Source organism: Eubacterium pyruvativorans, from assembly GCF_900102225.1.
Classification (GTDB): Bacteria; Bacillota; Clostridia; order Peptostreptococcales; family Anaerovoracaceae; genus Aminicella; species Aminicella pyruvativorans.
On the sequence record NZ_FNBF01000017.1, the window covers coordinates 15,834 to 37,220 of the forward strand.

25 protein-coding genes are annotated in these 21,387 nt (G+C 51.6%); all 25 read right to left on the reverse strand.

Features of this window, described 5'->3' with window-relative positions:
* Positions 1-12: 12 nt before the first annotated feature.
* Positions 13-1,314: a phage tail sheath C-terminal domain-containing protein gene (locus tag BLQ24_RS06665; RefSeq protein WP_090163940.1), complete on the reverse strand. Its 1,302-nt coding sequence runs from the start codon at positions 1,312-1,314 to the stop codon at positions 13-15.
* A complete protein-coding gene (locus tag BLQ24_RS06670) occupies positions 1,314-1,493 on the reverse strand; it encodes a hypothetical protein (protein ID WP_090163942.1) in 180 nt (59 codons plus the stop codon). The genes BLQ24_RS06665 and BLQ24_RS06670 overlap by 1 nt, the downstream gene beginning before the upstream one ends.
* Positions 1,483-1,926, reverse strand: a complete 444-nt coding sequence (locus tag BLQ24_RS06675) for a phage tail terminator family protein (RefSeq protein ID WP_143004269.1) — start codon at positions 1,924-1,926, stop codon at positions 1,483-1,485. Before BLQ24_RS06675 ends, BLQ24_RS06670 begins: the two co-directional genes overlap by 11 nt.
* Complete coding sequence (locus tag BLQ24_RS06680) at positions 1,904-2,365, reverse strand: HK97 gp10 family phage protein (RefSeq protein WP_090163948.1); 462 nt, start codon at positions 2,363-2,365, stop codon at positions 1,904-1,906. The genes BLQ24_RS06675 and BLQ24_RS06680 overlap by 23 nt, the downstream gene beginning before the upstream one ends.
* 355 nt (positions 2,366-2,720) lie before the next feature.
* Complete coding sequence (locus BLQ24_RS06690; RefSeq protein WP_090163952.1) at positions 2,721-3,062, reverse strand: phage head-tail connector protein; 342 nt, start codon at positions 3,060-3,062, stop codon at positions 2,721-2,723.
* A 9-nt stretch (positions 3,063-3,071) separates the two neighbouring features.
* Entirely contained in the window at positions 3,072-4,058 is a 987-nt protein-coding gene (locus BLQ24_RS06695; RefSeq protein WP_090163954.1) for a major capsid protein, read from the reverse strand.
* A 14-nt stretch (positions 4,059-4,072) separates the two neighbouring features.
* Positions 4,073-4,720, reverse strand: coding sequence for a phage scaffolding protein (locus BLQ24_RS06700; RefSeq protein ID WP_176755878.1), 648 nt, complete (start codon positions 4,718-4,720; stop codon positions 4,073-4,075).
* A gap of 177 nt (positions 4,721-4,897) precedes the next feature.
* On the reverse strand, positions 4,898-5,254 hold the full coding sequence (locus BLQ24_RS06705) for a YjcQ family protein (RefSeq protein ID WP_090163958.1): 357 nt from the start codon (positions 5,252-5,254) through the stop codon (positions 4,898-4,900).
* A 12-nt stretch (positions 5,255-5,266) separates the two neighbouring features.
* Positions 5,267-5,464 carry a hypothetical protein gene (locus BLQ24_RS06710; RefSeq protein ID WP_090163959.1) on the reverse strand — a complete coding sequence of 66 codons (198 nt, stop codon included), beginning with the start codon at positions 5,462-5,464 and terminating at the stop codon, positions 5,267-5,269.
* Positions 5,461-7,014 (reverse strand): minor capsid protein, encoded by a 1,554-nt coding sequence (locus BLQ24_RS06715; RefSeq protein ID WP_176755879.1) that lies wholly within the window; start codon positions 7,012-7,014, stop codon positions 5,461-5,463. The genes BLQ24_RS06710 and BLQ24_RS06715 overlap by 4 nt, the downstream gene beginning before the upstream one ends.
* Positions 6,989-8,395 carry a phage portal protein gene (locus BLQ24_RS06720; RefSeq protein ID WP_090163963.1) on the reverse strand — a complete coding sequence of 469 codons (1,407 nt, stop codon included), beginning with the start codon at positions 8,393-8,395 and terminating at the stop codon, positions 6,989-6,991. The genes BLQ24_RS06715 and BLQ24_RS06720 overlap by 26 nt, the downstream gene beginning before the upstream one ends.
* Positions 8,396-8,404: 9 nt before the next feature.
* Entirely contained in the window at positions 8,405-9,619 is a 1,215-nt protein-coding gene (locus BLQ24_RS06725) for a PBSX family phage terminase large subunit (protein ID WP_336433273.1), read from the reverse strand.
* A gap of 40 nt (positions 9,620-9,659) precedes the next feature.
* The gene (locus BLQ24_RS06730) at positions 9,660-10,163 is read right to left on the reverse strand and encodes a hypothetical protein (protein WP_090163967.1); all 504 of its coding nucleotides are present in this window, start codon (positions 10,161-10,163) and stop codon (positions 9,660-9,662) included.
* A 292-nt stretch (positions 10,164-10,455) separates the two neighbouring features.
* Complete coding sequence (locus BLQ24_RS06735) at positions 10,456-10,878, reverse strand: RNA polymerase sigma factor sigma-70 region 4 domain-containing protein (RefSeq protein WP_090163969.1); 423 nt, start codon at positions 10,876-10,878, stop codon at positions 10,456-10,458.
* 206 nt (positions 10,879-11,084) lie between these two features.
* Positions 11,085-11,498, reverse strand: a complete 414-nt coding sequence (locus BLQ24_RS06745) for a DUF3310 domain-containing protein (RefSeq protein WP_090164009.1) — start codon at positions 11,496-11,498, stop codon at positions 11,085-11,087.
* Between the two features lie 38 nt (positions 11,499-11,536).
* Positions 11,537-11,734 (reverse strand): hypothetical protein, encoded by a 198-nt coding sequence (locus tag BLQ24_RS06750; protein WP_090163973.1) that lies wholly within the window; start codon positions 11,732-11,734, stop codon positions 11,537-11,539.
* Between the two features lie 68 nt (positions 11,735-11,802).
* On the reverse strand, positions 11,803-13,191 hold the full coding sequence (locus BLQ24_RS06755; protein ID WP_176755880.1) for an SNF2-related protein: 1,389 nt from the start codon (positions 13,189-13,191) through the stop codon (positions 11,803-11,805).
* A 7-nt stretch (positions 13,192-13,198) separates the two neighbouring features.
* Positions 13,199-13,528, reverse strand: a complete 330-nt coding sequence (locus BLQ24_RS06760; RefSeq protein WP_090163975.1) for a VRR-NUC domain-containing protein — start codon at positions 13,526-13,528, stop codon at positions 13,199-13,201.
* 264 nt (positions 13,529-13,792) lie between these two features.
* Complete coding sequence (locus tag BLQ24_RS06765; protein ID WP_090163977.1) at positions 13,793-16,189, reverse strand: virulence-associated E family protein; 2,397 nt, start codon at positions 16,187-16,189, stop codon at positions 13,793-13,795.
* A 3-nt stretch (positions 16,190-16,192) separates the two neighbouring features.
* A complete protein-coding gene (locus tag BLQ24_RS06770; RefSeq protein WP_090163979.1) occupies positions 16,193-18,151 on the reverse strand; it encodes a DNA polymerase in 1,959 nt (652 codons plus the stop codon).
* An 11-nt stretch (positions 18,152-18,162) separates the two neighbouring features.
* A complete protein-coding gene (locus BLQ24_RS06775) occupies positions 18,163-18,768 on the reverse strand; it encodes a DUF2815 family protein (RefSeq protein ID WP_336433274.1) in 606 nt (201 codons plus the stop codon).
* A gap of 16 nt (positions 18,769-18,784) precedes the next feature.
* Positions 18,785-19,957 carry a DUF2800 domain-containing protein gene (locus tag BLQ24_RS06780; RefSeq protein ID WP_090163981.1) on the reverse strand — a complete coding sequence of 391 codons (1,173 nt, stop codon included), beginning with the start codon at positions 19,955-19,957 and terminating at the stop codon, positions 18,785-18,787.
* Positions 19,954-20,364 carry a hypothetical protein gene (locus tag BLQ24_RS06785; RefSeq protein ID WP_090163985.1) on the reverse strand — a complete coding sequence of 137 codons (411 nt, stop codon included), beginning with the start codon at positions 20,362-20,364 and terminating at the stop codon, positions 19,954-19,956. Before BLQ24_RS06785 ends, BLQ24_RS06780 begins: the two co-directional genes overlap by 4 nt.
* Before the next feature lie 54 nt (positions 20,365-20,418).
* Positions 20,419-20,691, reverse strand: a complete 273-nt coding sequence (locus tag BLQ24_RS06790; protein WP_090163987.1) for a hypothetical protein — start codon at positions 20,689-20,691, stop codon at positions 20,419-20,421.
* A gap of 459 nt (positions 20,692-21,150) precedes the next feature.
* Entirely contained in the window at positions 21,151-21,351 is a 201-nt protein-coding gene (locus tag BLQ24_RS06795) for a hypothetical protein (protein WP_090163989.1), read from the reverse strand.
* Positions 21,352-21,387: the final 36 nt, after the last annotated feature.

Below are 21,387 nucleotides of genomic sequence, written 5' to 3' on the forward strand. Positions count from 1 at the left end.
AGGCACCTCCATCTACGCCACTACAACAGCCATATAGAGCTTTGCCATGGCATTTACCACAATAATATTATCCTCAACTACAACGGATCTCTTGTCTTTGCCGGCTGCTACCGTGACATCCTTGTCCTGGAAACCCTCAATCGCATGCTGCCGCTGCAGTTCCTCATGGTGCTTACAAATGTCAACCCAGAGTGCAGAGCGGCCATCTGCGTCATTCGGGATTTTCCCGAGGTACTTGTTGTTAAAAAGTACGGCAATATCTGTCGCAATCTGGTCACATACCCTAATCGTCTGATTCTCCTGGAACAGGTTGCTCTTGTCCGCAGTGAAAGTGGTCAGAGAATTAAGATCCATCAGGACCCGTGTCTCATCGCCCACCTTGTGGAACAGGAATTTCCCTGCAGTAATACCGTCCTCCAACTCTGCCTGTGTGTAATCCACGTTTACGTCGAGTTCCCCGTCGTAGTACTTGTTCATACAGGAGGCATTAACCTTGCATCCAGCTTCCGCACCTGTAACCCAGAACACAGCATCATAAAGATTCCCAGTCGCACAGGTATTATCAACATTAATCACGCCTTCGTAATTCCCTGCGTACTTATGCAGGATAACCTGGAACTTTTTCCCGATACTTTCACGCATTCTCTTTACATAGGCCGTCGCCGCCCTTTTTATGGTTTCGTCAGATGTAGGGACCCCCATCGCATTAAACGAATAGCTCTCCATCACCTGGAAATACGAATTCCACGTCTCGACTGTCGGCTGACCATTCGTTCCACCAGTCATTGGAGCGGACGCAACAGCCGCAAGATCGGCGTCCTTTTTCCAGATGATAAAGGTACTGTCCTTCAGTTCTGTGGCGGTACTGACGACCTGATAATCTACAGTCTTTGCCCCCAGGTATGCTGTGACATCGAATTTATGTGCGTCGTCAACATCGACCGAAATTGTCACTTTCAGATCGTTTCCTCGAGTCCCCGCATAACGCGCCGTCCCGTAAGCATTCGCAGCCTTTTCACCGCCCCCGTTCAGACGGTAGAAGTACACCAACTGGGCGTTTCTAAAAATCTCACGAAGCAGCACCATCTCATCGGCATCGATTTCGTAACCAAACAAATCAAAGCAGTCTCTACGAAAGCGGTCTATCGTCACCGGGAGCACAGTATTACTCGGCCCCCAATTCAGCAGTACCGGGATAGTGGCAATCCCTCTGTCGGACAGACTGACGTCTGTATTCGCGGCAGAAACAAAATTAATGTATGCGCCGGGCAAAATTTTATTTTGCGTAGCCCATACGCCCCCACCAAATGCCATTATTTCACCTCTTCTTTCATCTTCTCGGCAATACGAACCTGCGCAGCTGAAAGGCTCAATTTCTCATCTTCGCCGATACACGCAATCACGAAATCCTCATACCTCCGCAGCGCCTTCGATGCGGAGAGTTGTTCTCTGGAGTAGAGGATTTCCGGATCTGTTTTCTGTTTATTCTCCATTTGCTTTCACCCCTGTTTCTACGGAATTCATTTCTGGATCGTTTTCTTCCTGTTTATCAACGAAGCAGTCATAATCAATGGTCACAGTCAACACTCCGTCATACATTTCCGCAGAGAACCCGTAGCCCTCTACTAATTCTTCGCCAATCCGGATCTTCTCGAGCACCTGCCGAAGGGTGTTGGCTACATTCCAACAATCTTCAACAGCCTCTGTGGTTTCGTCCGAAACATACTGGATCAGCATGGTGTGTCTGCGCCGAAATCTGTTCCACCGAAACAGATCATCCGAGAAGGAACCCATCTTCACGTAGAAGGAACCCGGGGAAAAACCATGTTCCACGAAATCCGTGTACACTGGGTACGCATCCTCGAAAGCGTTTGTTATAGCGAGGCAGACCCCGTCAATTACACTACTGACCTTTACTTCCGTCAAAATAGTCACCTAACATCTTTCTAAGCTTCTGCTCTAACACCGCTGGAGCACTTTGCTCCACCTCCTTTGCAGAGATTGTCATCATGAATCTGCCTGGGACCCAGCTTTTCCCGCCTCTCGTCCGGTGGCCGTACTCCACATAGGATGCGTATTCTACGGGATTTGCAACGGTAATCGAGTAGTTTCCGGATGCGTAGTGCACGTCCAATGATGGAAGGACATTGGCCGCCCCCTTTCCTCCGGTCCAGCCTCTTCTAAGCGTCCCGCCGCGCTTCCCACTGGATTCCGGGTACTGGCCAACCGGAGTCCGCTTGACCGCTTTTGCAAGCATCCGTGCCGCCAGCTCTTTTGCACAAGCTCTTGCGATTTCGTCCGTGCCATCCTCCAGCTGCTTCAAAGACTCTCGAAATTCCTTGAGACCCTCCAACTCTACGGTCATTACGCCCACCTCTCTGTCGGGACCAGTGGGATCTCCTGATGGTTGGTGATTGGGTAGACCCCTGGCGCACCGGACCGTTTGAAGACAAAATTCCTACCAGCATGCGATACTTCTATCTGAGATCCGGCGGGGATGTCAAACTCTGCAGCGCAGAACAATTTCGCGCTTTGGACAATCTGCGCCACGTCCTTTGTGGCATCTGTTACGGAGAGATTTGAAAACGACAGCCTGCACGGCGCATTTTTGATCTTTACGACAGGTTTTTGACCCGTTGAGCCATTTCCCCGTTTATACGATTCCATGACGCTTACCGTCATTCTGTCCGCCCAAAGCATCATGAGAGCGTCGGATCCACTCATCGAAACACCACCCTTCGAAAGCGATTTAGGATTTTTGCATGGTTCTTTAGCAGAGATTCCTTGTATGCAGCGTCATACTGGGCGCCATAAGTGATCTGCGTGTCCCCCTCGTGAATAGACATCACCGATCCAGTGGGCTTTTCTGTGCCGATCTGTTCACTCCGAAAAATCTCAATCGCCATACGGATCAACGTACTATCGAGATCATCCGGGACAACGCTAATGTTGCAATAGCTCCGGATGATCTCCGCTGCGTCATAAAGGGCAAACTGGATCAGATCATCTTTTGTGTCATCGGTAATCCCGAGTAGAGTTTTCACATCTTCCAGTTCGGCCATAGTGCCTCCTTACAGCTTATGCTTGAAAGATACGACTCTGATCAGCTTATGGTCATACACGGCCTTGTAGTTAGCCGGGTCTGCCAGCTGAACTCTCGTCGGACCTTCGGACTCTGTATTCACGTTCTGGAACGCCATGCCGCGGACGTGCATGATGTACTGCTTTCTGTTGATCAGGAAGTCAACGCCGGAGCCCTTCTTCTTGTCTCTGTCCGTTTCTGCCGGAACGAAGCCGACCGGGGAACCATTGCCCAGTGCAACTGCGCCGGATCCGAACAGGTACGTCGTGTAAACTCCCTTGCTTGTGTCTACCGGGCAGCCATCATCAACAATGACTCTCTTGCCCTGGTAAACGCCGAAGCCGACGTCGTTGGACGGCTGAATCGTCTCGATCAGGTTCTGCTTCTTCAGTGCAGCTTCTGTAGCGGAGTGCATTACGACTGCCGACAGAGTGGTCTTATTATCGCCCAGCAGCTGCTCAGCATCGATAAACGCAGAAGCGGAGAATTTCGCTGCATTGCCTGTGCCGCCGGAAATATCCAGCTGGTTCTCTGCACCCGGAGCCGTTGTAACAGTTTCGGATGTGCCGAAGATACCATTAAGCAATGCAATCAGTTCATGCTGCATGTCTCTCGCCCAGAAGTCAGCAACGAGGGAGGCGATAGCCGCGGACGGATCAGAACCGGACATCGCTGCAGCCAGGTCAGTGGAGCTCCACATCTTCGCTCTTCTGATGATGGCCGCGACATCCTTCTTCGCTTTGATTCCGTCTGCTGTCAGGTCCTTTCCTTCTTTGACTGCTTCGGACTCGCCGGACAGATCCGACCAGAACGGCATATTGACGACCGGACCCGCCTGGGAAGCCAGGCTGTCGAACTGCGTATCGTTCTGGATGATCCCGCTTCTAACCAGTGCGGACTTTTCCGCTGTCAGTCTAATTACATAAGGCACCCAGATCTCAGGCTGGATGATTTCAGCAAGTGTAGTTCCTGCCATTGTGTTTTACCTCCTTAAAGCTTTACCCCGGCATCGGCCGCAAGTGCTCGAGCCTGCTCCGGGTTGTCGCGGAACAGCTCTGACTGTTTCGTGAGGTTGAATGTCTCTTTTGCGAACGGATTGACCGCACTCGCCCCATCGCCGCCCTGCGGCTTGTAAGGGTCTGCCGCCTTCGCAAACAGATGAGCCATGCTCTTGTCTTCTTTGTACTTTCCGATCATTTCGCTGACGCCTACCGGGTTCCCATCTTTATCGAACGTGAATCCATCAAGACCGCCAGCTTTATAGATCAGATAGTCCGGATCAACGCATCCTTCCTTTGAAATCGCCTCCTTAAGGCTGTACTCCCTCTGGAGGTCCAGTCCTTTCTTCTGCGAGGCTTTCAGGTCGTCATTGAGCTTGCTGATCTGCTGCTGCAGTTCTTCGTTCTCTGCGTTGTTCTTCTTCAGGTCTTTCAGCGTGGTCGCCTGTGCGTCGTACTGCTCCTGCAATGTAGTCTTCTCAGACTCCAGCCGCTGGTATTTGTCTTTCGACACATACGCGCCTTCAGAGAGATCAACGAACCTCACTTTGTCGACGGGTTCCTTGTCCTTGTTGACCTCGTCGATCTTGGCGGCTACCTGCTTATACAGGTCTTCGCCGAGTAGCTGTTCCAGTTTCATATTCATACCTCCGTTTTAATCGCGCGGATTGCGCATGACTGTTTTATCAGCCTTGTCATGGGCTTAACGTCAGGCAGTTTATTCGCCGTGCCCGAGGCAATAAAAAGTGCCACCAGCGTGCAATGCTGGCAGCACTAAAAAACCGACCCGAAGGCCGGTTTATAAACGATATGCAATTTACAGCAGACCAATCAGCCTGGAGAGAACCGTCTGGAACGATGAGCCGAGTACGCTTTTCGCTTTCGCCATCATGGAATTCTCTTCTAAGAACTGGACGCCAGCCATCGTGACGCTTGGATCCGTTCCGAATTTGATTCCGCTACGCGATCCGATCGAATTAACGACATAGACGTCTTTGATATATCCGTTTTCAATGAGTTCTACCAAGATCTTCTTCCAATACTCTTCTGGAATGGAAAACATCTCGCTATCCCACGAAATGTTCTCAGGGTTTGCCTTCTTCCCCCGTTTCATACATTCGTACAAGTAGGCAAGAATCTTATACATAATGACGAACATATCATCTTTAGCCATATCTGCTCCCCACTAAGAATTCTGCATTAGTAACTGATCGAACAGAGTTTGCAGCTGGATTCCTGTCTCATTGAGGAATTCAAAATTTTCGTCAAACCCAATTTCTGTTATTTTTTCATCCAAATCCTCAAGCAGAGTATCTATGTCCTGGTATTCGGTTCCTAAGTACTTGGACACCATAGTTTTCTGCTTATCCGAAGCTTTTATCATTTCCTTCTCCTATACGGGTTCACCTGAATAACAATCCCAGTATCCGGATTGACAGTGACCATCGCCGAATGCGATATAAATCTCTGGCTTTTATTACCGTCTTTTCGCGTCTTCACTTTTCCTATTTTCGATTCTTTAGATTTTAATGCCTCAACCAGATCTGATACTTCTACGCCGTTTCTCCGTTGTTCAACTGATCCTACTACTCTCGCCACGCAATGTTTGGAATATCCAGTTATTGCGATGCCATTTGATGTCGTTAGATTCTTCAATTCTTTTCGAAGTTGCTTCTCGGTTTTCTCAAATAATTCAAATGTTGCCAATGGCGTGAGCTCTCCGCTCCTTATCATTCGCTTGTACGAATCGAAGCTTGACTTTCTATTTTTATTATATTGAATCCTACGATACTCTTCAATACTCGGAGTATTTTCTCCTAAGATTTCTCTTGTTTCCCCATATTTAGCAATAAGAGGATCTTCTGGTTCGCCAACGTATTCCCCTCGCCACTGCTTATAGGCTATGTTGTCCGGCACATAGTAGGTCTTCCCTGTCTCCGGATCACGCGCGGCACGCATGCCCTGGCCCGCATCGTCTTCAAAGTATGGAGCCGTGACGGATCTGCAGTTCGGATGGAGCGGCGGCACGTTTACGCCGATCTCTGCATCTTTCGCCGCAAACACCACACCGTCCATGCTCTGACATATCTCAGAGGTCCTGCTATCCAGTGTGGCGATGAATTCCAATTTATCGACGCCCAGTTCGCTGAAGCAGTCCAGCGAAGAGCGTGCATGAAAATAGGCCTGTTCGGTCTGAACCAAACGGCCTGCTGCAAATTTCTTTTTCTTTACGGTATCTCTGACAAGCGGCGTCAGCGCCTTGATGGCGTCGTCCGGTTTTCCGCCTTTGATCGCCGCCTGCGTGAGCGCCTGATGCAGCCCGTTGATCGTCCGGGACTTATCTTCCCAGATCCGCGTGGAGAAATTCTTTCCATCCACGGCCCAGGGTTTCACGATCACGTTGCTCAGTTTACGCTGGTCAATCGTAGAAATCTTCCTGCCGAGGCCGGTCCCCTTTTCCAGCATGTAGGCTGTCTTATAATAGCCGTCTTCGTACACCTTGCGGGCCATATCGTCCACAGAGGAGTTATAGATCGCATAGGCGTTCTCCAGCGCGTTCTGCGTATCAATCTTCAATGCCTCCAGCCTCTGGATGTGCACCTTCGCCGATGCGTTTTCCAGCTGCTTTATCCACTGCTGCGTTACGGCGTTTTCTTCGCCGCGCTTGATGTACTCCTCTACCGTCCAGTGGAATTCCTCAAGCTCATCAGCGTCGAGCAGCCGCTTAGCATCGGTAATAGAGATCTCGTTGTTCCGGGCGATACGCACGATCCACTTGCTGATGCTCTCTTCCAGGTCCGCCTGTGCGGACTGAAAGGCTTTTTCGATCTCTTTATAAGTGCTCACAGCGCGCTGGTGAGACGCATTTTCCAACTCGATGGACCGCTTCTTCCAGTAGTCTGCGCTTCTATTCTTCGCCTTCTTCGTCGTCATCGCCATCATCCTTTACCGGATTATTGTTCTGAGGGAACGCCTCCGCATACTGATCCATGGCTTCCTGCTTTTCCTTCTCCATCTGCTTCAGTTCTGCTTCCGCGTCTGTAACGAATGGATGGTTGGCCACGATTGTGCGCGTGCTGATCACTCCGACAGATTCCTTGCAGATCGCCGCGGTCTCCTGGTCATTCTGGATAGCAGTGCGCCGCCATGTCTGATGGATAGCCCCAGCACTCTGATCATGCGCTGCAAGGATAGCGCGTACCAGCATATTGAAGCCGATCATGAACTCTGTCTGCATGAATCCGACCTTCATCTCCAGCAAAGCGTACATGAATTTCAGAGCCACGCCTGACTGGTTGCCGAACGTCTCCGGACGAGGATCAAAGCCGAGTCCCTGCTCAAAGATCGCCTTTCTGGTGGCATCCAGTACAGAGCTGCGTGCTTCGATCGGGATCTCGATCGAGATCGTCGATACCCCCGGAGAGCCTTCCGTGTCATCCAGTTTGATCGTCTTATACTTTTTCAAATCACTAAGGAATCCAGCAAGGTCTGTTCCACCGTACCCTGAGAGCACGAAAATAAGCTCCTGAATGTCGTCAAGGTCATTGATGAACCCGGAATACACTTTGTCGTAAACGTCTATCAAGTCCTTGGTATTAGCCAGGTCATCCGTATGCGTGTTGTTATTGAAGAACGGGATGAACGGCACAGCTCCGAGCCCGTGCTGGTACTCATCTGTCGGGTCTCCAGTCATCGGATCCGCGAACATGTCATACATCATAAGGCCTTCGTCCACGGTGTCTGCCGCTCTCCTGCGGAATGCCTGGCATTCAGTGTCTGTCCAGTACTCATAGACGACATAAGTCTGTCCGTCATTCTCATCCAACAGCTTATAGACACGAAGCACTGCCAGCAGCTTCTCATCCAGGTCGCCATTGAAGATCGGATAGACCTGCTTCGAATCAACGACCGCCCAATTGAAGCCCTCTTCCGGACTGATCCAGTAGTGCACCCAGCCGACGCTTGTATTAGCCGCGTTGATACAGAGATCCATGCAGTTCTTCGCGTACCGGTCGCCCAGTGTGTCCGCGATCAGCCTGTTCTGCGACTGATTGCCGACATCGAATGCTGGAGGGGTCGTGAAAGCGTATGCCGCCTTCTGATTCACCAGCAGGCCGTGGAAATTCCGCGGGATCCTGTTGTCCGCATTACGGAGCGGAGACTCTTCTCCGTCTTTCCCATCATCATTCTTTGCTTTGTGCATGATGTCTGTATCATTCAGATAGTAGCGCTCACAGACCTGCGCCCTGCGGATGAATTCCGCCTGGAAAGGTTCATAGCGCTGTATGACACTTTTCATTACACTAAGTTCCATTGCTGTCTCCTATTTCAAAACAGATACTGATCCGGAGCTCTTCCGGATGATCGTATAGCAGAAATATCTCATTGCATCCATCGCATGGTCGAACTGCTTGATCGGCTTATCCTCCCCACGCTCGACCGCTTTCTCGTCCCACACATAAGAGCGGAACTCCCGGATCAGATTCGTGCAGCTGTCAGAGAACGCGATCTCGTCTTCATTCAGCAGCGTAGCCACATACCGGATGCCGTCCAGCACGTCGTTCCGTGCTTTCTTCACTGCATACCCGTGCTTTCTTAGCTCCGTTATAAAAGAGGCAGCGGACGGGTCGACTACGATGCTCACAGGTGCAATGCCTCCGAGCCAGGTGCTCAGATCCTCCGCATATTCGCTATCTGTCTTCTGCCTCTTGTTGTTCCGACCGTCATAATAATATTCCCGAATGGCCATCCACTTGCCATCGACCTTAGCCCACAGCAAGAACACAGTCGGGTTCTGGGTACCATAGTCGCAAGATACGTGCATCGTCCCCTGCGGTGTAGCATATTTGGCCGGCACAACATGCCGTGCCTCATCGAACATGTCGTAGATCAATCCTTCTGCAGCCACCCACATGCCGAGAATGTAACGCTTGTAGAAGACGCCAGAATACATACCCCGGTACCGATTCTTAATCTCTTCCGACAACGACAAATTGTCATCCATCGTGAAATGCAGGTAGATTAGGTGCTTCTGTCTCCGCTGATCGATCCAGTTCTGCTTAAAAAAATGATGCGGCCCCGAGGGGTTGCAGTTGAACCACCACTTCGACCCTTCCACGGAGCACCTCGCTGTAGCCTGGTTGACAAAAGACTCCGGCATCAGAGCGACCTCGTCAAAGAAAGCCCCCGCCAATGTTATGCCCTGGATCAGATCCTGCGAGCGTTCATCCTTTCCGCCGAAGAGGTAGAAATAATTCTGCTTACCACTGCGTTTTATTGTAAGCAGATTGTCAGCCCTGTGATCCTCAACAAGATACCCCCTTCCCCGGAGCATGAGCTTTAGGATCATTAGCACGTTCCGCCGGAGCGATCCGATCGTCTTTCCGCACAAGGCAAAATTTGCATTGTCGAACTGCTCCATCGCCCACATGACGAAGGATAACGACATGCATACCGTCTTTCCCGACCTGATCGCTCCGTCCGCTATGATCCCGTTCTGCTCCTTGTACCGATCGGCCATCCACCAGTTCAGGACCATACGCTGCCGCCGGGAAAAGGATCGAAACCGAAAAGTCGAATTATGCCGGAGGGTCATCGTCATCATCCTTCCAGTCATCCTCTGTGGAGCCTCTAAGAGCCTCCAGGAAGCCGTCATCTGAGGTGTCATCCTCTGTGCCTTCAAGGGCTCTTATTTTTGCTTTCAGTGCATCAATTTCTGCTTCCATCTTTTCCTGTTCAAGGCGTTCCTTCTTCCGCACCCGGTTACCGTCATACCATTTTCGGAGTGTCTCCGCTGCCTGACTGCTGCCTTCAGAAGCGGCAGAAAATAATCCTACAACCACGCTCAGCAGCCCGACGACATCATCTTCGTCGATGTCCGATAGATCCAGATCTCCGTTCTTGACCCTCAGTTTCCCCTCACTGCTAAGCGGTTGCTGCAGCACAAGCCTCGTCATCTCCTGGATCGACTTTGCACGTCTTCTTGCTTTCCCTGAAGCTATTCCGCCCTTCCTGCCGTTCTTCACGGCTTTTTCTCGGCTCTGGTCAGATGTGAAGGGTATTAAGTTTTTCTCATTCGCCATTACCTCACCACTGCTTATCTAATTATTTCCGGCCGCTCGCATGCACGCCTTTAATCACCCACGTACCCTGTATCGTTGATCGGGGCGGCCGGGGTATAACAAAAGGGCTCCAGGTAAAATGGAGCCCCTAAGTATCTAACCATCAACGACAACGGGAGACTGACGCATTACGTTGCGTCAGTCTCCCGCTATACTGCTGGCTATCTGTTTGGAAGGAGGAGATCGTGCGAAAGACTTCCCTCACCGTCTCTCGCATTTTCCAGTATACATAGTAACACAGAAACAGGTGGAACTATGAGGAACACTTTTCGTGTGCGTGGAAAATTTTCTGAAGTGCTCTCGCATGCATTTTTCTAACGCCTCTGTTAGTCATGTACATATACCCGGATACCTCCTCCCAGTTCATGCAGTACAGGTACCGTAGCTTTAGTAGCTGCTGCTCATCAAAGTCCAAGGAGGACGACCCTTGGAATATCTCCTCTGCCCTACTCTGTAGCTCTCTAAGCGTCTCCTGCTCCTTTGCAATTCCCCGACTTAGGTCAATCGCAAGGTCGGCGGCAAGGTTTCCCCGGTCGACCGGGGAACACTGCACACGTTCCTTCGGGACAACCGCCGGGATGGTTTCCGCCTTGGCCTTCAGGTAAGACAAGCGCTCAATCTTTCGCAGGATGTCCCTCCCTAGTCCTGGGATCTTCCTGAGTTCTTCCTCATTCACTTCGCCCCTCCTCTCAAATTCCGGTGTCGGATCTTTTTCCGGATTTCGTCGGAAATGTATTCGTCAATTTCTTCCCGGTGCCTTCGATCCTTTCGAACCGTCATCTGCCAATCCAAAAATCTTTGGCATGTGTCGTGGCAGTTGGGACTGATCCGTTTCCCCAGCCACCATGTGCACCCCTTGCACGGCGCAATCTTGTGCATCTGTTACCTCCGCTCCTGGAATTTCTCCGGGTGCTGCACCATATATGCCACGAACTGCGCCTTCGTCGGAGCCTTGCCGTCCAATCGGAGTTCATCCAGGATTGCATCAACGATCCACCCTGCATTCCAGAGTGCGATGGCTTTTCCAGCATCCCATGTAGGTTTCGGTTCGTTCACAGCATCTTTCGATTTTTCTTTTTCTCCAGCCGTCTCGATCTCCCAGGTGATATAGACCCTCGCCTTCTGGAGATCCTCGGCTCCGCCTTTTTTGTCTGCCCGGATCAGATACTTCAGCGCGCAACCTCGGCAGAATTTCCGGAAGCCTTCCGGACCCAGCACGGCCTTAATAACGTCAATACTCTCAACCCCCAACCCCGGCAGCGTATAATGCGCCGGATGATTTACTCTATCCTCCATGTGATCCTCCATGTGATCCTCCTGTGCATAAGTCTGTTTTAATCGTTCTTTCTTCCGCTGTTTCCGTCACAGTGCGATTCTCCAAGATAGCATTCCTCCGCTGTGGCGTCCACGATGATCCGCCCGCCATGCCGCAGCCTAATGATACGCCCCGACTTAAAAGCCGTATTGTCCTTGCTGTAGTAAGTGCAACGCACGAACACCTCGTCTCCGTCTCGCAGATCTTCTCTTTTCATGTTTCCTCCCTTCACGCCTAACACATTAAATGCGTATATTCTTGCATTGGCCTCACGTCGGCATGATGTTAACCAATGCTCCTCTCCCTGATTTTCTTTATCCGTGCCTTGAGGCTTTCCATCACATACCGCTGCACATCATCCTTCCGCTGTAGTGCTTCCATCACGTCTTCGTCCCGCGTTCCTTCACACACCAAGTGGTGGATGATCACCTTCTCCTTCTGGCCTTGCCGGTGAAGTCTCTTATTCGCCTGCGTGTACAGCTCGTAGTTCCAGCTTAGGCCAAACCAGATGACATGATTCCCTCCCTGCTGCAGGTTCAGTCCGTAGGCACTGGACGCCGGATGTGTAAGCAATATATCGATCTCACCAGCATTCCAGTCGTCCTCATCCTGCGTGGTCTTCAGCTCCCTGACTCTCAAGTCAGTCTTCGCCAACTCTTTCAGGATCCTCGTCCTGTCGTGCTGGTAATTATAAAACAGCAGCACACTCTTCCCCTGCAGACTCTCGATCAGCTCCATAAGCGCCTCGATCTTGCACCGGTGGATCTCATGAATCTCATGGCCGTCGTCGTAGATAGCTCCGTTCGCAAGCTGCAGAAGCTTATTGGACAGTGCCGCCGCAGAGGTGACGCTAATGTCCTCATCATCTTCCGGCATCTGCAGCACCATATCCCGCTCCATCTCCTGATAGGCTTTCGCCCCCTTAGGATCAAGCACCACCGGAATCTCGTCCATGACGATATCAGGAAGCTGCAGGTAGTCATCCGCCTTCATGCTGACACAGATGTCGGAAATGGCCGACAGGATCGCAGGTTCTGCGCCGTCTTTTGCCGTGTACTTATAGACCACGCCATTATGCCTCGGCCCAGCGTCAAAATACCTCTCACGGAAGCCGGAGTATCTCTCCCCCAGACGTTTCCCCCCATCCAGCAGGTAAATCTGTGACCAAAGATCCGCAAGGCCATTCGGCGATGGCGTTCCGGTCAGTTCCACCAGCCGCTTGATATGCGGAAGCTCTGCAGACAGCGCCCTGAACCGCTTCGCCCTGTGGCTCTTAAAACTCGATGACTCGTCTATGACCACCATGTCAAACGGCCAGTCATTCTTGAAAAAATCTACCAGCCACACCGTGTTCTCCCGGTTGATGATATAAACATCGGCTGTCTCCAGAAGGGCCATAATGCGTTTTTTTTCGCTTCCGAGTACCCTCGAGATCCTCAGGCACTTCGTGTGATCCCATTTATCCTTCTCCTTCGTCCAGGTACCTTCGGCCACCTTCTTCGGTGCGATGACAAGGACCTTCCGGACGGCGAACCGCTCGTACTTGAGTTCCTTCACAGCGGAGAGAACTATGGCTGTTTTGCCCAAGCCCATATCCAGGAAGAGACCCAGCTTCGGGGTATCCACTATCCGACTGATGCAATAACGCTGGTACTCATGAGGCTTAAACTCCAAGACCTCATCACCTCCTCTCCGCCTTATCGGCTCGCTTGCGGATTCTTTCGGAGGCATCGGTCAGCTCAAATTCCTGGAAGAAGTCCGCTACCTCATCCAGCCCGTGCAGTACTCTGACCTTCTGGCCGAGATCTCTGATCCGCTCGCACTGGATCCGTTGCAGCCGGGTAAGTCGGCCGACCTCGGTCTTAAGTTCCACGAAGATGACCAGCCCACTCGGTAAAAGCACTATCCGATCCGGCACGCCGTCGTTGCCTGGTGATGTGAATTTATAGGCCCTGCCTCCGGCCTTCCTGACCTCGTCCACAAGGACTTTTTCTATATCTCGTTCTTTCATGTGCACCCTCCAAAGTAAACCGCAAACCTCGCGCACGCGTATAGAGTTATAAATTAAGGCGCATTAAGGATTTAAGACGTATATGGGCCTTATTTTTTCTTATTTTTTTTACTCTATATAGTATTGGTTTACAGTTTACATAATTACTATACCTATTGATTTTTCAACGTTTTGCGGTGTAAACCGAATATGTAAACCGATTTTTTGCGGTTTACACCTGTTGTAAACCGGTTTTTTTGCGGTTTACACTTTTGTAAACCACATTCAGGCTTTCCTCTGGTACCCTTTTTGAACCCCAAAGGGGCCGCATCGCATCGTAGAATTCGTTCGTTCCCAGCCCGGAAGCTGCTTTAAAGCAGCACTGATTTCATTCCTGTTTTGCGGCTTTATATACTTAAGATCACCACCAAGCGCTACAGTCCAGATCTCCGCTATGCAGATGCGGTCCATAGGCACAAGCGGCCCATCTACAGGCATATTCCCGTGCATGAAAAGTCTCCGCTGCTGGATATCCATCTGCTGCCAGTTCTCCGGCACGGGGGTATCCACATACTGCTGAACAATGCCCAAGAGTACACCGCCCTCGCTGTGATCATTCTGTGCGCACTCAGCCATTGCCTCGATATCCTTGGGGAGATACAGGGCTTCGCCCATCGCATAATAGAAGTATGCCTCCGCCCATATCTGGTCGACCTCCTGCGGAAGATCATTCCAGACATTCTTTACCGGATCATTGACTGCCACATCGACCGGCCAAAAACGCCGGTTTCCGGTCATATCCCGCAGGAATTCTGACTCATTAGATGTCCCGAAGAAAACGCATCGCCGGGGATATCTTGCAGTCCTCCGTCCGTATGGTGCCCTATAGATATCATCAACCTTCGACAGGAACTGCTTGACTGCTGACGTTTCCTGCTTATTCATCGCAGTCAACTCCCCGATCTCGTTGATCCAGACGCCTTGTATCATTTCAGCCGCGTCTTTCCCCTCAAAGGTGGTCAGGGAATCGCTGAACCAATCTTTGCCGAGAATCCTGAGGAAGGTACTCTTACCAATGCCCTGCGGCCCGGTGAGGATCGGCATATAATCGTACTTGACGTAGTCTTCCATCGCCCGGGTTACTGCCGCACAAAGTGACTTCCGCATGACCGCCCGTGTGTATGGATTGTCTTCCGCACCGAGATAGTCGACGAGAAGCAATTCGAGTCGTTTCTTTCCGTCCCATTTGAGTCCACGCAGATAGTCCCTCACGTGGTTGAAACGATGTCTGCCCGAAACAATCGTGAGCGCCTGGCTCAGCAGGTCACGGCCTTTTATCCCATAGTAGGATTCCATGTAGTTAGCATAATTGGCGTCGTCCTCATCACTCCATGGGCGCTGGCTCTCGCATGGATTCCATGGGAGCGGACCAGTAGCCACGCCTTGGTTGGCGAAATCATCGACGGCGATCCTGCCCTTTATGAGCGGGTCATTTTCCAGCACCAGAACGGCGTTGTTTATGGTCTTTTTTATGGCGCCGTTGCCGTCTACTGCTAACTTGGATACCCAGGATAACTCTTCCTTCGATACCTCCTGTGGGATGTCCTCTAAAAAGGCCTTATTAGCCTCTTCAATGCGCTCTTTGGCTAAAAGGTCAGTTACACTTTTATCAGTTGCCGCAAGCTCTTTCATGGCTAAAAAAGATGGCATACGACTAACCGGAGTACCTTCCCTTGCCGTGTCGTCTCTGTCTCCGAACTTGTGCAGTCTGACCATGTCGAAAGCGTTAACCAATTGCCCGCTGCACGGATCCGTTGCGTGATGAGAGTATAGGAAGAGATCATTGTCGTAGACAATAGCTCCTCCAGCGGTGGATCCTCCGGAATAGGTGTACCTTCCCCGAGAGGTTGTTGCTTCGTAGATCCCGGGGATAAATGCTTCCATTGCTTCTGTGATCGAGTAGGTCCGGCAGAAGGCTCCCACAAGGCCTTTCTTGGTCAGCGGGTCCTCCTGCTTCGCCAAACGTTTTTTTTGCAGCGCCTCAGCGCCCGGAACCTGCGGCCAGGAAGCAATATTAGTCCAGTCGTCATATAGTCCCAGGATGCCGTCAGCATCGCAGAATGGGTTGTCATAGATCTCATAGACATATTCACTGTCAGATGAGCAGGACGGCCAGTACATAAGCCGAACAGCCTCAAAGGTAGTCGGATCGGCGAATTCTATGCCGATCATCTCCGCCAGTTTGCGGGCGATCGGTTCATACTCGTCCGGTGTGACCGTCCTGTTAAGCGGCAGAACAATTCTGAGTCTCGGCGCATATTCGGAATGCTTGCGCGTGCTGTAGACAGCTGCAGCGCATCCGAGAGATCCGACACGCTTCAGGATGTCGGTCGTTCCGGCGCGAGGTATTGTGTCGAGGTCGATGGTGACGAGGTCTCTTCCCGTCACCGCATCGGCTTTCCTCCGGCGGCCAGAGAGACTTCCACCCACGAAGCCTCCCACATCCTTCAGATCATCCTGCCGTGCCTTTTTATAGCCCAGGTACTCCTGCAATGTCTCCGTGGATCTCACTGGCGTCTTGAGGCGTTCACAGAGTTCAGACCACATGATGGTAGAGCGCTCCCAATTGACGGATCTGCGGCTGCTGGCGGTTGTAATTGTAAGCTGTCTGTCATTTAGCATAACTTAATCCTTCTTGTAATACTCCGCTTCGAAGCCGTCACCCTTAAGCGGGAGTCCCGGTGCCCAGTCAATCGGCTGAGAGAATATCGCATTCACGTCGTCCAGATGTTGATCCTGCGCAGCGTCTATGACGATCTCGTCATGGATATGCATTACCGGCTTATACCCGGCCGCAATGACTCTCTCAAGAGTAACCGCCAGGCAGTCCCTTGCAATGGCCTGCACGATGTTCTCCGTGAGCTTCCCACCGTAAGTTTCGTGGTCTTCCCACTTGCGCGTTGTCTGGTTAACTCCTTTGTAATGGAGCGCATCATGCCCGAAACGATTCTTTCCGAGATACGGTGCCTGATAGAAAAGCTTCCTTCCGGAAGGCAGCTCTATCGTGAGCGCCCTCTGATCGTTCGCGGCACCTTCAAGCCGGAAGGTAACACGTCCGAGATAGGTGGGCTGTGCGGTCTCTACTGTGTGCTTCACCAGCTTGTCAACCCGGCCCCAGAGGCTGACGATGTTCGGGTTAGCTGTGCGCCATTTGTCTACAATCCCCGGCAACTCATCTTCCGTGATGCCCATTTTTAAGGCGCCCATCGAGATGAGAGCCTGCGGGCCTCCCTGGTATCCGAGGGCCAGCGTTGCCACCTTACCCTTCTGCCTAAGATCCCCATTGACTCCATGTTTTTCGACGGGGACGCCGAACATTTGACTGGCTGTAGCGCAGTAGATATCACCACCTTCTTTGAATACGTCCAGCACCCAATCCTCTCCCGCCAACCAAGCGATCACTCTCGCCTCGATTGCGGAAAAGTCAGACACAATAAACTTATTCCCCGGAGCCGGCACAAAGGCCGTCCGGATCAGCTGTGAGAGCGTATCAGGGATATTTCCATAGATGGCCTGTATGCAGGTATAATTCCGCTTCTTCACCATTTCCCTTGCGCTGTCAAGTGTAGGCAGATAGTTTCGCGGCAGATTCTGTACCTGCACCAGCCTTCCGGCCCATCTTCCGGATCGGTTCGCTCCGTAGAACTGCAGCAGACCGCGGATTCTCCCATCATCGCAGACAGCTCTGTCCATTGCCTCGTACTTCGAAACCGATGTCTTGCCGAGCTGCTGCTTTATCTCCAGTAACTCCCTGACATCCCCAGGGAGATCCTTTTCCAGAAGATCACTGACTGTGGCCTTCTGCATGTTATTGATCCCAATACCCCGCTCCTGCATCCAACGAAGGGCTTGTGCATTGGAATTAGGATTATCCAGCCCTGTTATCTCCCTCGCTCTTCCCATCAGCTCAGCTGTTCTTCTTGAGCTCAGGTAAAGCGCGCCAGAGATGAGATCTTTGTCAACCGCTACTCCACGGGCATTGAGTTCGATATCATGCCTCCACTGTGTCCAGATCTGATCCGGTACAGGCCAGTCATCAAGCCTCTGAGAGATTGCATACTCCGTCTCTACGTCCTGCCGGTTGTAGGTGATGAAGAGTTGCCACTTTTCTGGATCATGCATAGGGAGGTTCCTCGTACGGCCCCCGTTCGACTTCGTGGCTTTGCAAGGGACGCAGAAATATCTGATCAGTGCCTTACCCGTAGCAAGTTTCTTCTTGTCCTCCGGCAGACCTAACGCTTCGCCGATTGCTTCCAAACCTGCTGGATACCCGCAGTACATGCCATGGATCATGGTGCACTGCCACTGGTCTATAGGTGTGTCATAGCCGGCGTGGTTAAGGCACCACCACTCAAACGCCGCATTATATGCGTGCTTGATAACCTCCGGATCCCTGAGTGCCTGTACTATCGCATCCGGCACAGCCTCACCGGATGCGAGGTCAATGACTTCCGTTGGTGCGTCATCCATCTTATATGCGAAGAGGAGGACTTCAAAGTCCTCGCCCTCCGCATATCTGTATGCGCCAGCCTTCCCAATGTCAACACTGCTGTAGGTTTCTATGTCGATACTTAAATGCTTCATGGCGCACCGCCTTAGAACGGGGTATTACCAACAGGAAGGCCTGTGATAGGGTCAACTGCTACGCTCGGCGCAGGAGTTCCGAAGGCCTGAGCCGCTGTCGGCGCGGCTCCGCCGAGGGCTTCTCCGTCTCTCAGTTTCTGGACCGGGCCCAGTGAGCAACCGACGCCCTTTTTACCGTTGAAGTTGTATGGGTAAAACTCGACATTGACCCGCGCATAGCAGCCGCTGTAGACATCGGTTTGATTGATGATAGGATTCCCCACCTTGTCCACGACCTCCGGAGGATAGCTCTCGGAAGATCTTGCCGTGAATACCCAGTGTCCTTTGCACTCAGGCCCGAACGGCGTTCCGTCCTGCTTTACTCCATCACCATCCCAGATAGGATCTGCACACACCGGCGGGACCACGCCGTTCCAGTTCCCGTTCGCACCTTTCTGCTTAGCGGCATTAATGGCGGCGTCGATACGCTGCTTGGTAGATATATCTGTCTTCGGGAGCAGGACCGTTGTACTGTACTTTTCTTCCTGCCCCGCCTGGAAGGCATAAGGCTTAAAAAGATGCACGAAGCTGAGTCTTACTTCACCAGTTGTAACATTTGTGATATCTCCGATTGACATAATTAGTCCTCCTTGATTAGTTCTTAAAAGCCTCTGCGGCTGTTGTAACGTTAGTTATTGCGGTTCTCTTATCCGATTCGGGTACAAGTGTCGGCTTGCCAGGCTTCTTGACTACCAGGTCGCCTACGGTGTCAGCAAAGTCTTTTTTTCCTACGAGTTTCTCAGTCTGCGCCAGGCTGAGTGGCTTCCTCTCGTAGAGCATCGCCTCATCGATGCCATGCTCCTCGAGACGTCTGAAAGCCTTTTCCTGGTCGGTCCAGTCTCTGGATCCTCTTCCCTCGACGGCTTTCCAGCCGGCCACCTCATGACCTGCAAGGCACTGACTGAGAGCGTACTCCTGCAGGTCCTTAAGCCATCTGGCCACGTCCTCGCCTCTTTCCAGGTATCCGCCTATCTCATCAAGCGTCATGAGCTCCGGGGAGTCGTGCGACTTAAAGGCAAACGCCACGTTTTTCTCCGCCCTTGCCCTGCACTGAGCCCTTGCCCTGCAGAAGCGACACCAATTCCCAGGGGTTGCATCTCCTTTGCCCTTGATGGCGAGCGCCGCCCTTTCCCTGACAACACCTCCGAAGTCAAGGAGGGTGCTAAGGTGCATTTTCCAGCTCGATGTGTTGTCAATCCTTGGCTGGAAGATGGAGATTTCCACCTCCTGGATGTCGTAGAGCATTTTGTAGTGCTCATATGCACCCAGAGCATAGAGCATGAGCTGCGGATTTGCTTCTGCCTCCACGGGAACTCCTTTGCCATACTTAAGATCGATAACCCTTAGTTTCTGGTCGCCGATCATGATGCAGTCGGCCGTCCCAAAGCCTCCTGGGACGAATGTCGAAAGATCCAGTTTCTGCTCCACACCTACATGCGGTGCATTCTCCCACTCGAGAGCTGACGCCCGGCAGTAGTCCCTGTACGCATCAGTGAAACCATCCATCTCCGGTGAATAAAGTTCCCCCACCTTCAGTTCAGCAAGGCGTTTGTTAAGCCATTCCTTGTTGTATTCCTCAGGGTTGAAGTAGTTAAGTGTTTTAGCTTCGGCGATCTCATGTGCCAGTGTGCCTTCCTTCGCAGCTTCTGATGATGAATCTGGAAACTGTGCTTCAAGCCTTGCCGATGGAGTGCAGTGCATCCATCTATGCGCCCCGGAGGCCGACAGCAAGGCATGGGCTCTATCCTGATGCTCTACTGTTTTCATATCCTTGCCCCCAGTTTTCTCAGCCCCAGTGCGAATCTGCCGTACTGCTCCTGTGGCAGGGCTGGTAGTGACGGGACCCCGAACTGCTGCAGCAGGTTAAGCAGATCCTCCTGCCTTCCCTGATCCATCAGACTGACAGCAGCTTTCTGCAGGTCAGCTGCTGTGTAAGTTACCGTCGAGGTTGGCACAGCCTGAGCGGGTGACTGTTCTGTCGTCGGCACCGCCGGGTCCTCCAGGGCCTGAGTTACTGGTGCCGACTCCGGTGCTCTCTCCGATTTTTCTGTGTTCTTAGCAGTGTGCTGCCGGACCGTTTCCCTGGAAGAAAACGGGTATACCAGAGCTTGAATTAAATTCTGGCTCATGGCTTCATCCGCTTCAGCCGCAGTCATTTCAATAATTAATTTCATGGTGCACCTCCTTTGTGCTTATTTGATTCCATTGATAGCCTTAGCAGTTGCCCATTATTTCTCGGGAATATATCCTCGAGCGTCGTGGGTAATCACTTGTCTTACCGTCTCCATGCAGATAGCGGATAGCGAGTTGCAAGTCACATTAATTCGGTCCTCATGTCCACCAAAGTAGTGAATGATCACCACTTCGGATTTTGTTTTTTCATCCCTGTCATACACGAGGAATGCGACATCCATGCCCAGCGGGATCAATGCGAATAAAAGATTACGTTCTACGTAGTTTCGTTTCTCCTGGTACATTTCTTCGAGGTTTATGGTTTCCATGATCTTTCTCCTTTAATTTGAAATTGGTGCAGCAGTAATTCCTTGACCGCTCGGGGCAGGTGTTTTTGTAGATGCAATCAACACAAGTCATTGCGTCCCTCACTTTCTCTTTCCTGCCAGGCCTTAGTCCCCAGCAGCCAGCCATTTCCCCAGGCGACCACCAGTAGCCACCCACCCGACACAAGCAAGATCATTACCACTGCCAGTGGATCGCTTCTCTCCGGATCTGCACACAAACAGCAGAATAAAGCAGCCCCAGCAAGGTAGGTTATGGCTTTTACTACGAGGCGTCGTATTTTGTTAAGCATTTTCATCACCTCATGTGGTACAATAATAGTGATAGGTTTTTGGCCTTATTGGGGCACCGCAGCCTGCGGGCTCTGACAGGGCCTTTTTTGTGCTCTCAATTCGCATTCCTCCTTTCCTCCTTTTCTAAATCTGTGCGCAACACATAGCCCTCTACCTCCTTATTCTGATGATCTCTTCAGCCAGCTCTGAGATCAGGTACTTCTTTCCGACTACCGGCGTGAGATGTCGGATGTATTTATCGATTCTGTGCGGATCCTCATAACCGAGCGCCCTGGCAAGCTGGCTACGGGTCATCACGACTGCGCCAGCCTCCTGCCGCAGCATATTCGTCAGTGTACTTTTCCTGCTCATACGCCCTCCTTCCTTCGTACTACAGTCACCTCGAAT

Excerpts from the sequence above, each read along its gene's own strand:
- BLQ24_RS06780 (WP_090163981.1), bottom strand. The coding sequence starts at position 19,957 with ATGAAAACAGTAGAGCATCAGGATAGAGCCCATGCCTTGCTGTCGGCC.
- BLQ24_RS06680 (WP_090163948.1), bottom strand. The coding sequence starts at position 2,365 with ATGACCGTAGAGTTGGAGGGTCTCAAGGAATTTCGAGAGTCTTTGAAG.
- BLQ24_RS06750 (WP_090163973.1), bottom strand. The coding sequence starts at position 11,734 with ATGAAAAGAGAAGATCTGCGAGACGGAGACGAGGTGTTCGTGCGTTGC.
- BLQ24_RS06665 (WP_090163940.1), bottom strand. The coding sequence starts at position 1,314 with ATGGCATTTGGTGGGGGCGTATGGGCTACGCAAAATAAAATTTTGCCC.
- BLQ24_RS06760 (WP_090163975.1), bottom strand. The coding sequence starts at position 13,528 with ATGAAAGAACGAGATATAGAAAAAGTCCTTGTGGACGAGGTCAGGAAG.
- BLQ24_RS06745 (WP_090164009.1), bottom strand. The coding sequence starts at position 11,498 with ATGGAGGATAGAGTAAATCATCCGGCGCATTATACGCTGCCGGGGTTG.
- BLQ24_RS06700 (WP_176755878.1), bottom strand. The coding sequence starts at position 4,720 with ATGAAACTGGAACAGCTACTCGGCGAAGACCTGTATAAGCAGGTAGCC.
- BLQ24_RS06765 (WP_090163977.1), bottom strand. The coding sequence starts at position 16,189 with ATGCTAAATGACAGACAGCTTACAATTACAACCGCCAGCAGCCGCAGA.
- BLQ24_RS06775 (WP_336433274.1), bottom strand. The coding sequence starts at position 18,768 with ATGTCAATCGGAGATATCACAAATGTTACAACTGGTGAAGTAAGACTC.
- BLQ24_RS06730 (WP_090163967.1), bottom strand. The coding sequence starts at position 10,163 with ATGGCGAATGAGAAAAACTTAATACCCTTCACATCTGACCAGAGCCGA.
- BLQ24_RS06720 (WP_090163963.1), bottom strand. The coding sequence starts at position 8,395 with ATGGAACTTAGTGTAATGAAAAGTGTCATACAGCGCTATGAACCTTTC.
- BLQ24_RS06785 (WP_090163985.1), bottom strand. The coding sequence starts at position 20,364 with ATGAAATTAATTATTGAAATGACTGCGGCTGAAGCGGATGAAGCCATG.
- BLQ24_RS06770 (WP_090163979.1), bottom strand. The coding sequence starts at position 18,151 with ATGAAGCATTTAAGTATCGACATAGAAACCTACAGCAGTGTTGACATT.
- BLQ24_RS06725 (WP_336433273.1), bottom strand. The coding sequence starts at position 9,619 with ATGGTCCTGAACTGGTGGATGGCCGATCGGTACAAGGAGCAGAACGGG.
- BLQ24_RS06715 (WP_176755879.1), bottom strand. The coding sequence starts at position 7,014 with ATGACGACGAAGAAGGCGAAGAATAGAAGCGCAGACTACTGGAAGAAG.
- BLQ24_RS06795 (WP_090163989.1), bottom strand. The coding sequence starts at position 21,351 with ATGAGCAGGAAAAGTACACTGACGAATATGCTGCGGCAGGAGGCTGGC.
- BLQ24_RS06705 (WP_090163958.1), bottom strand. The coding sequence starts at position 5,254 with ATGGCTAAAGATGATATGTTCGTCATTATGTATAAGATTCTTGCCTAC.
- BLQ24_RS06790 (WP_090163987.1), bottom strand. The coding sequence starts at position 20,691 with ATGGAAACCATAAACCTCGAAGAAATGTACCAGGAGAAACGAAACTAC.
- BLQ24_RS06695 (WP_090163954.1), bottom strand. The coding sequence starts at position 4,058 with ATGGCAGGAACTACACTTGCTGAAATCATCCAGCCTGAGATCTGGGTG.
- BLQ24_RS06670 (WP_090163942.1), bottom strand. The coding sequence starts at position 1,493 with ATGGAGAATAAACAGAAAACAGATCCGGAAATCCTCTACTCCAGAGAA.
- BLQ24_RS06710 (WP_090163959.1), bottom strand. The coding sequence starts at position 5,464 with ATGATAAAAGCTTCGGATAAGCAGAAAACTATGGTGTCCAAGTACTTA.
- BLQ24_RS06690 (WP_090163952.1), bottom strand. The coding sequence starts at position 3,062 with ATGGCCGAACTGGAAGATGTGAAAACTCTACTCGGGATTACCGATGAC.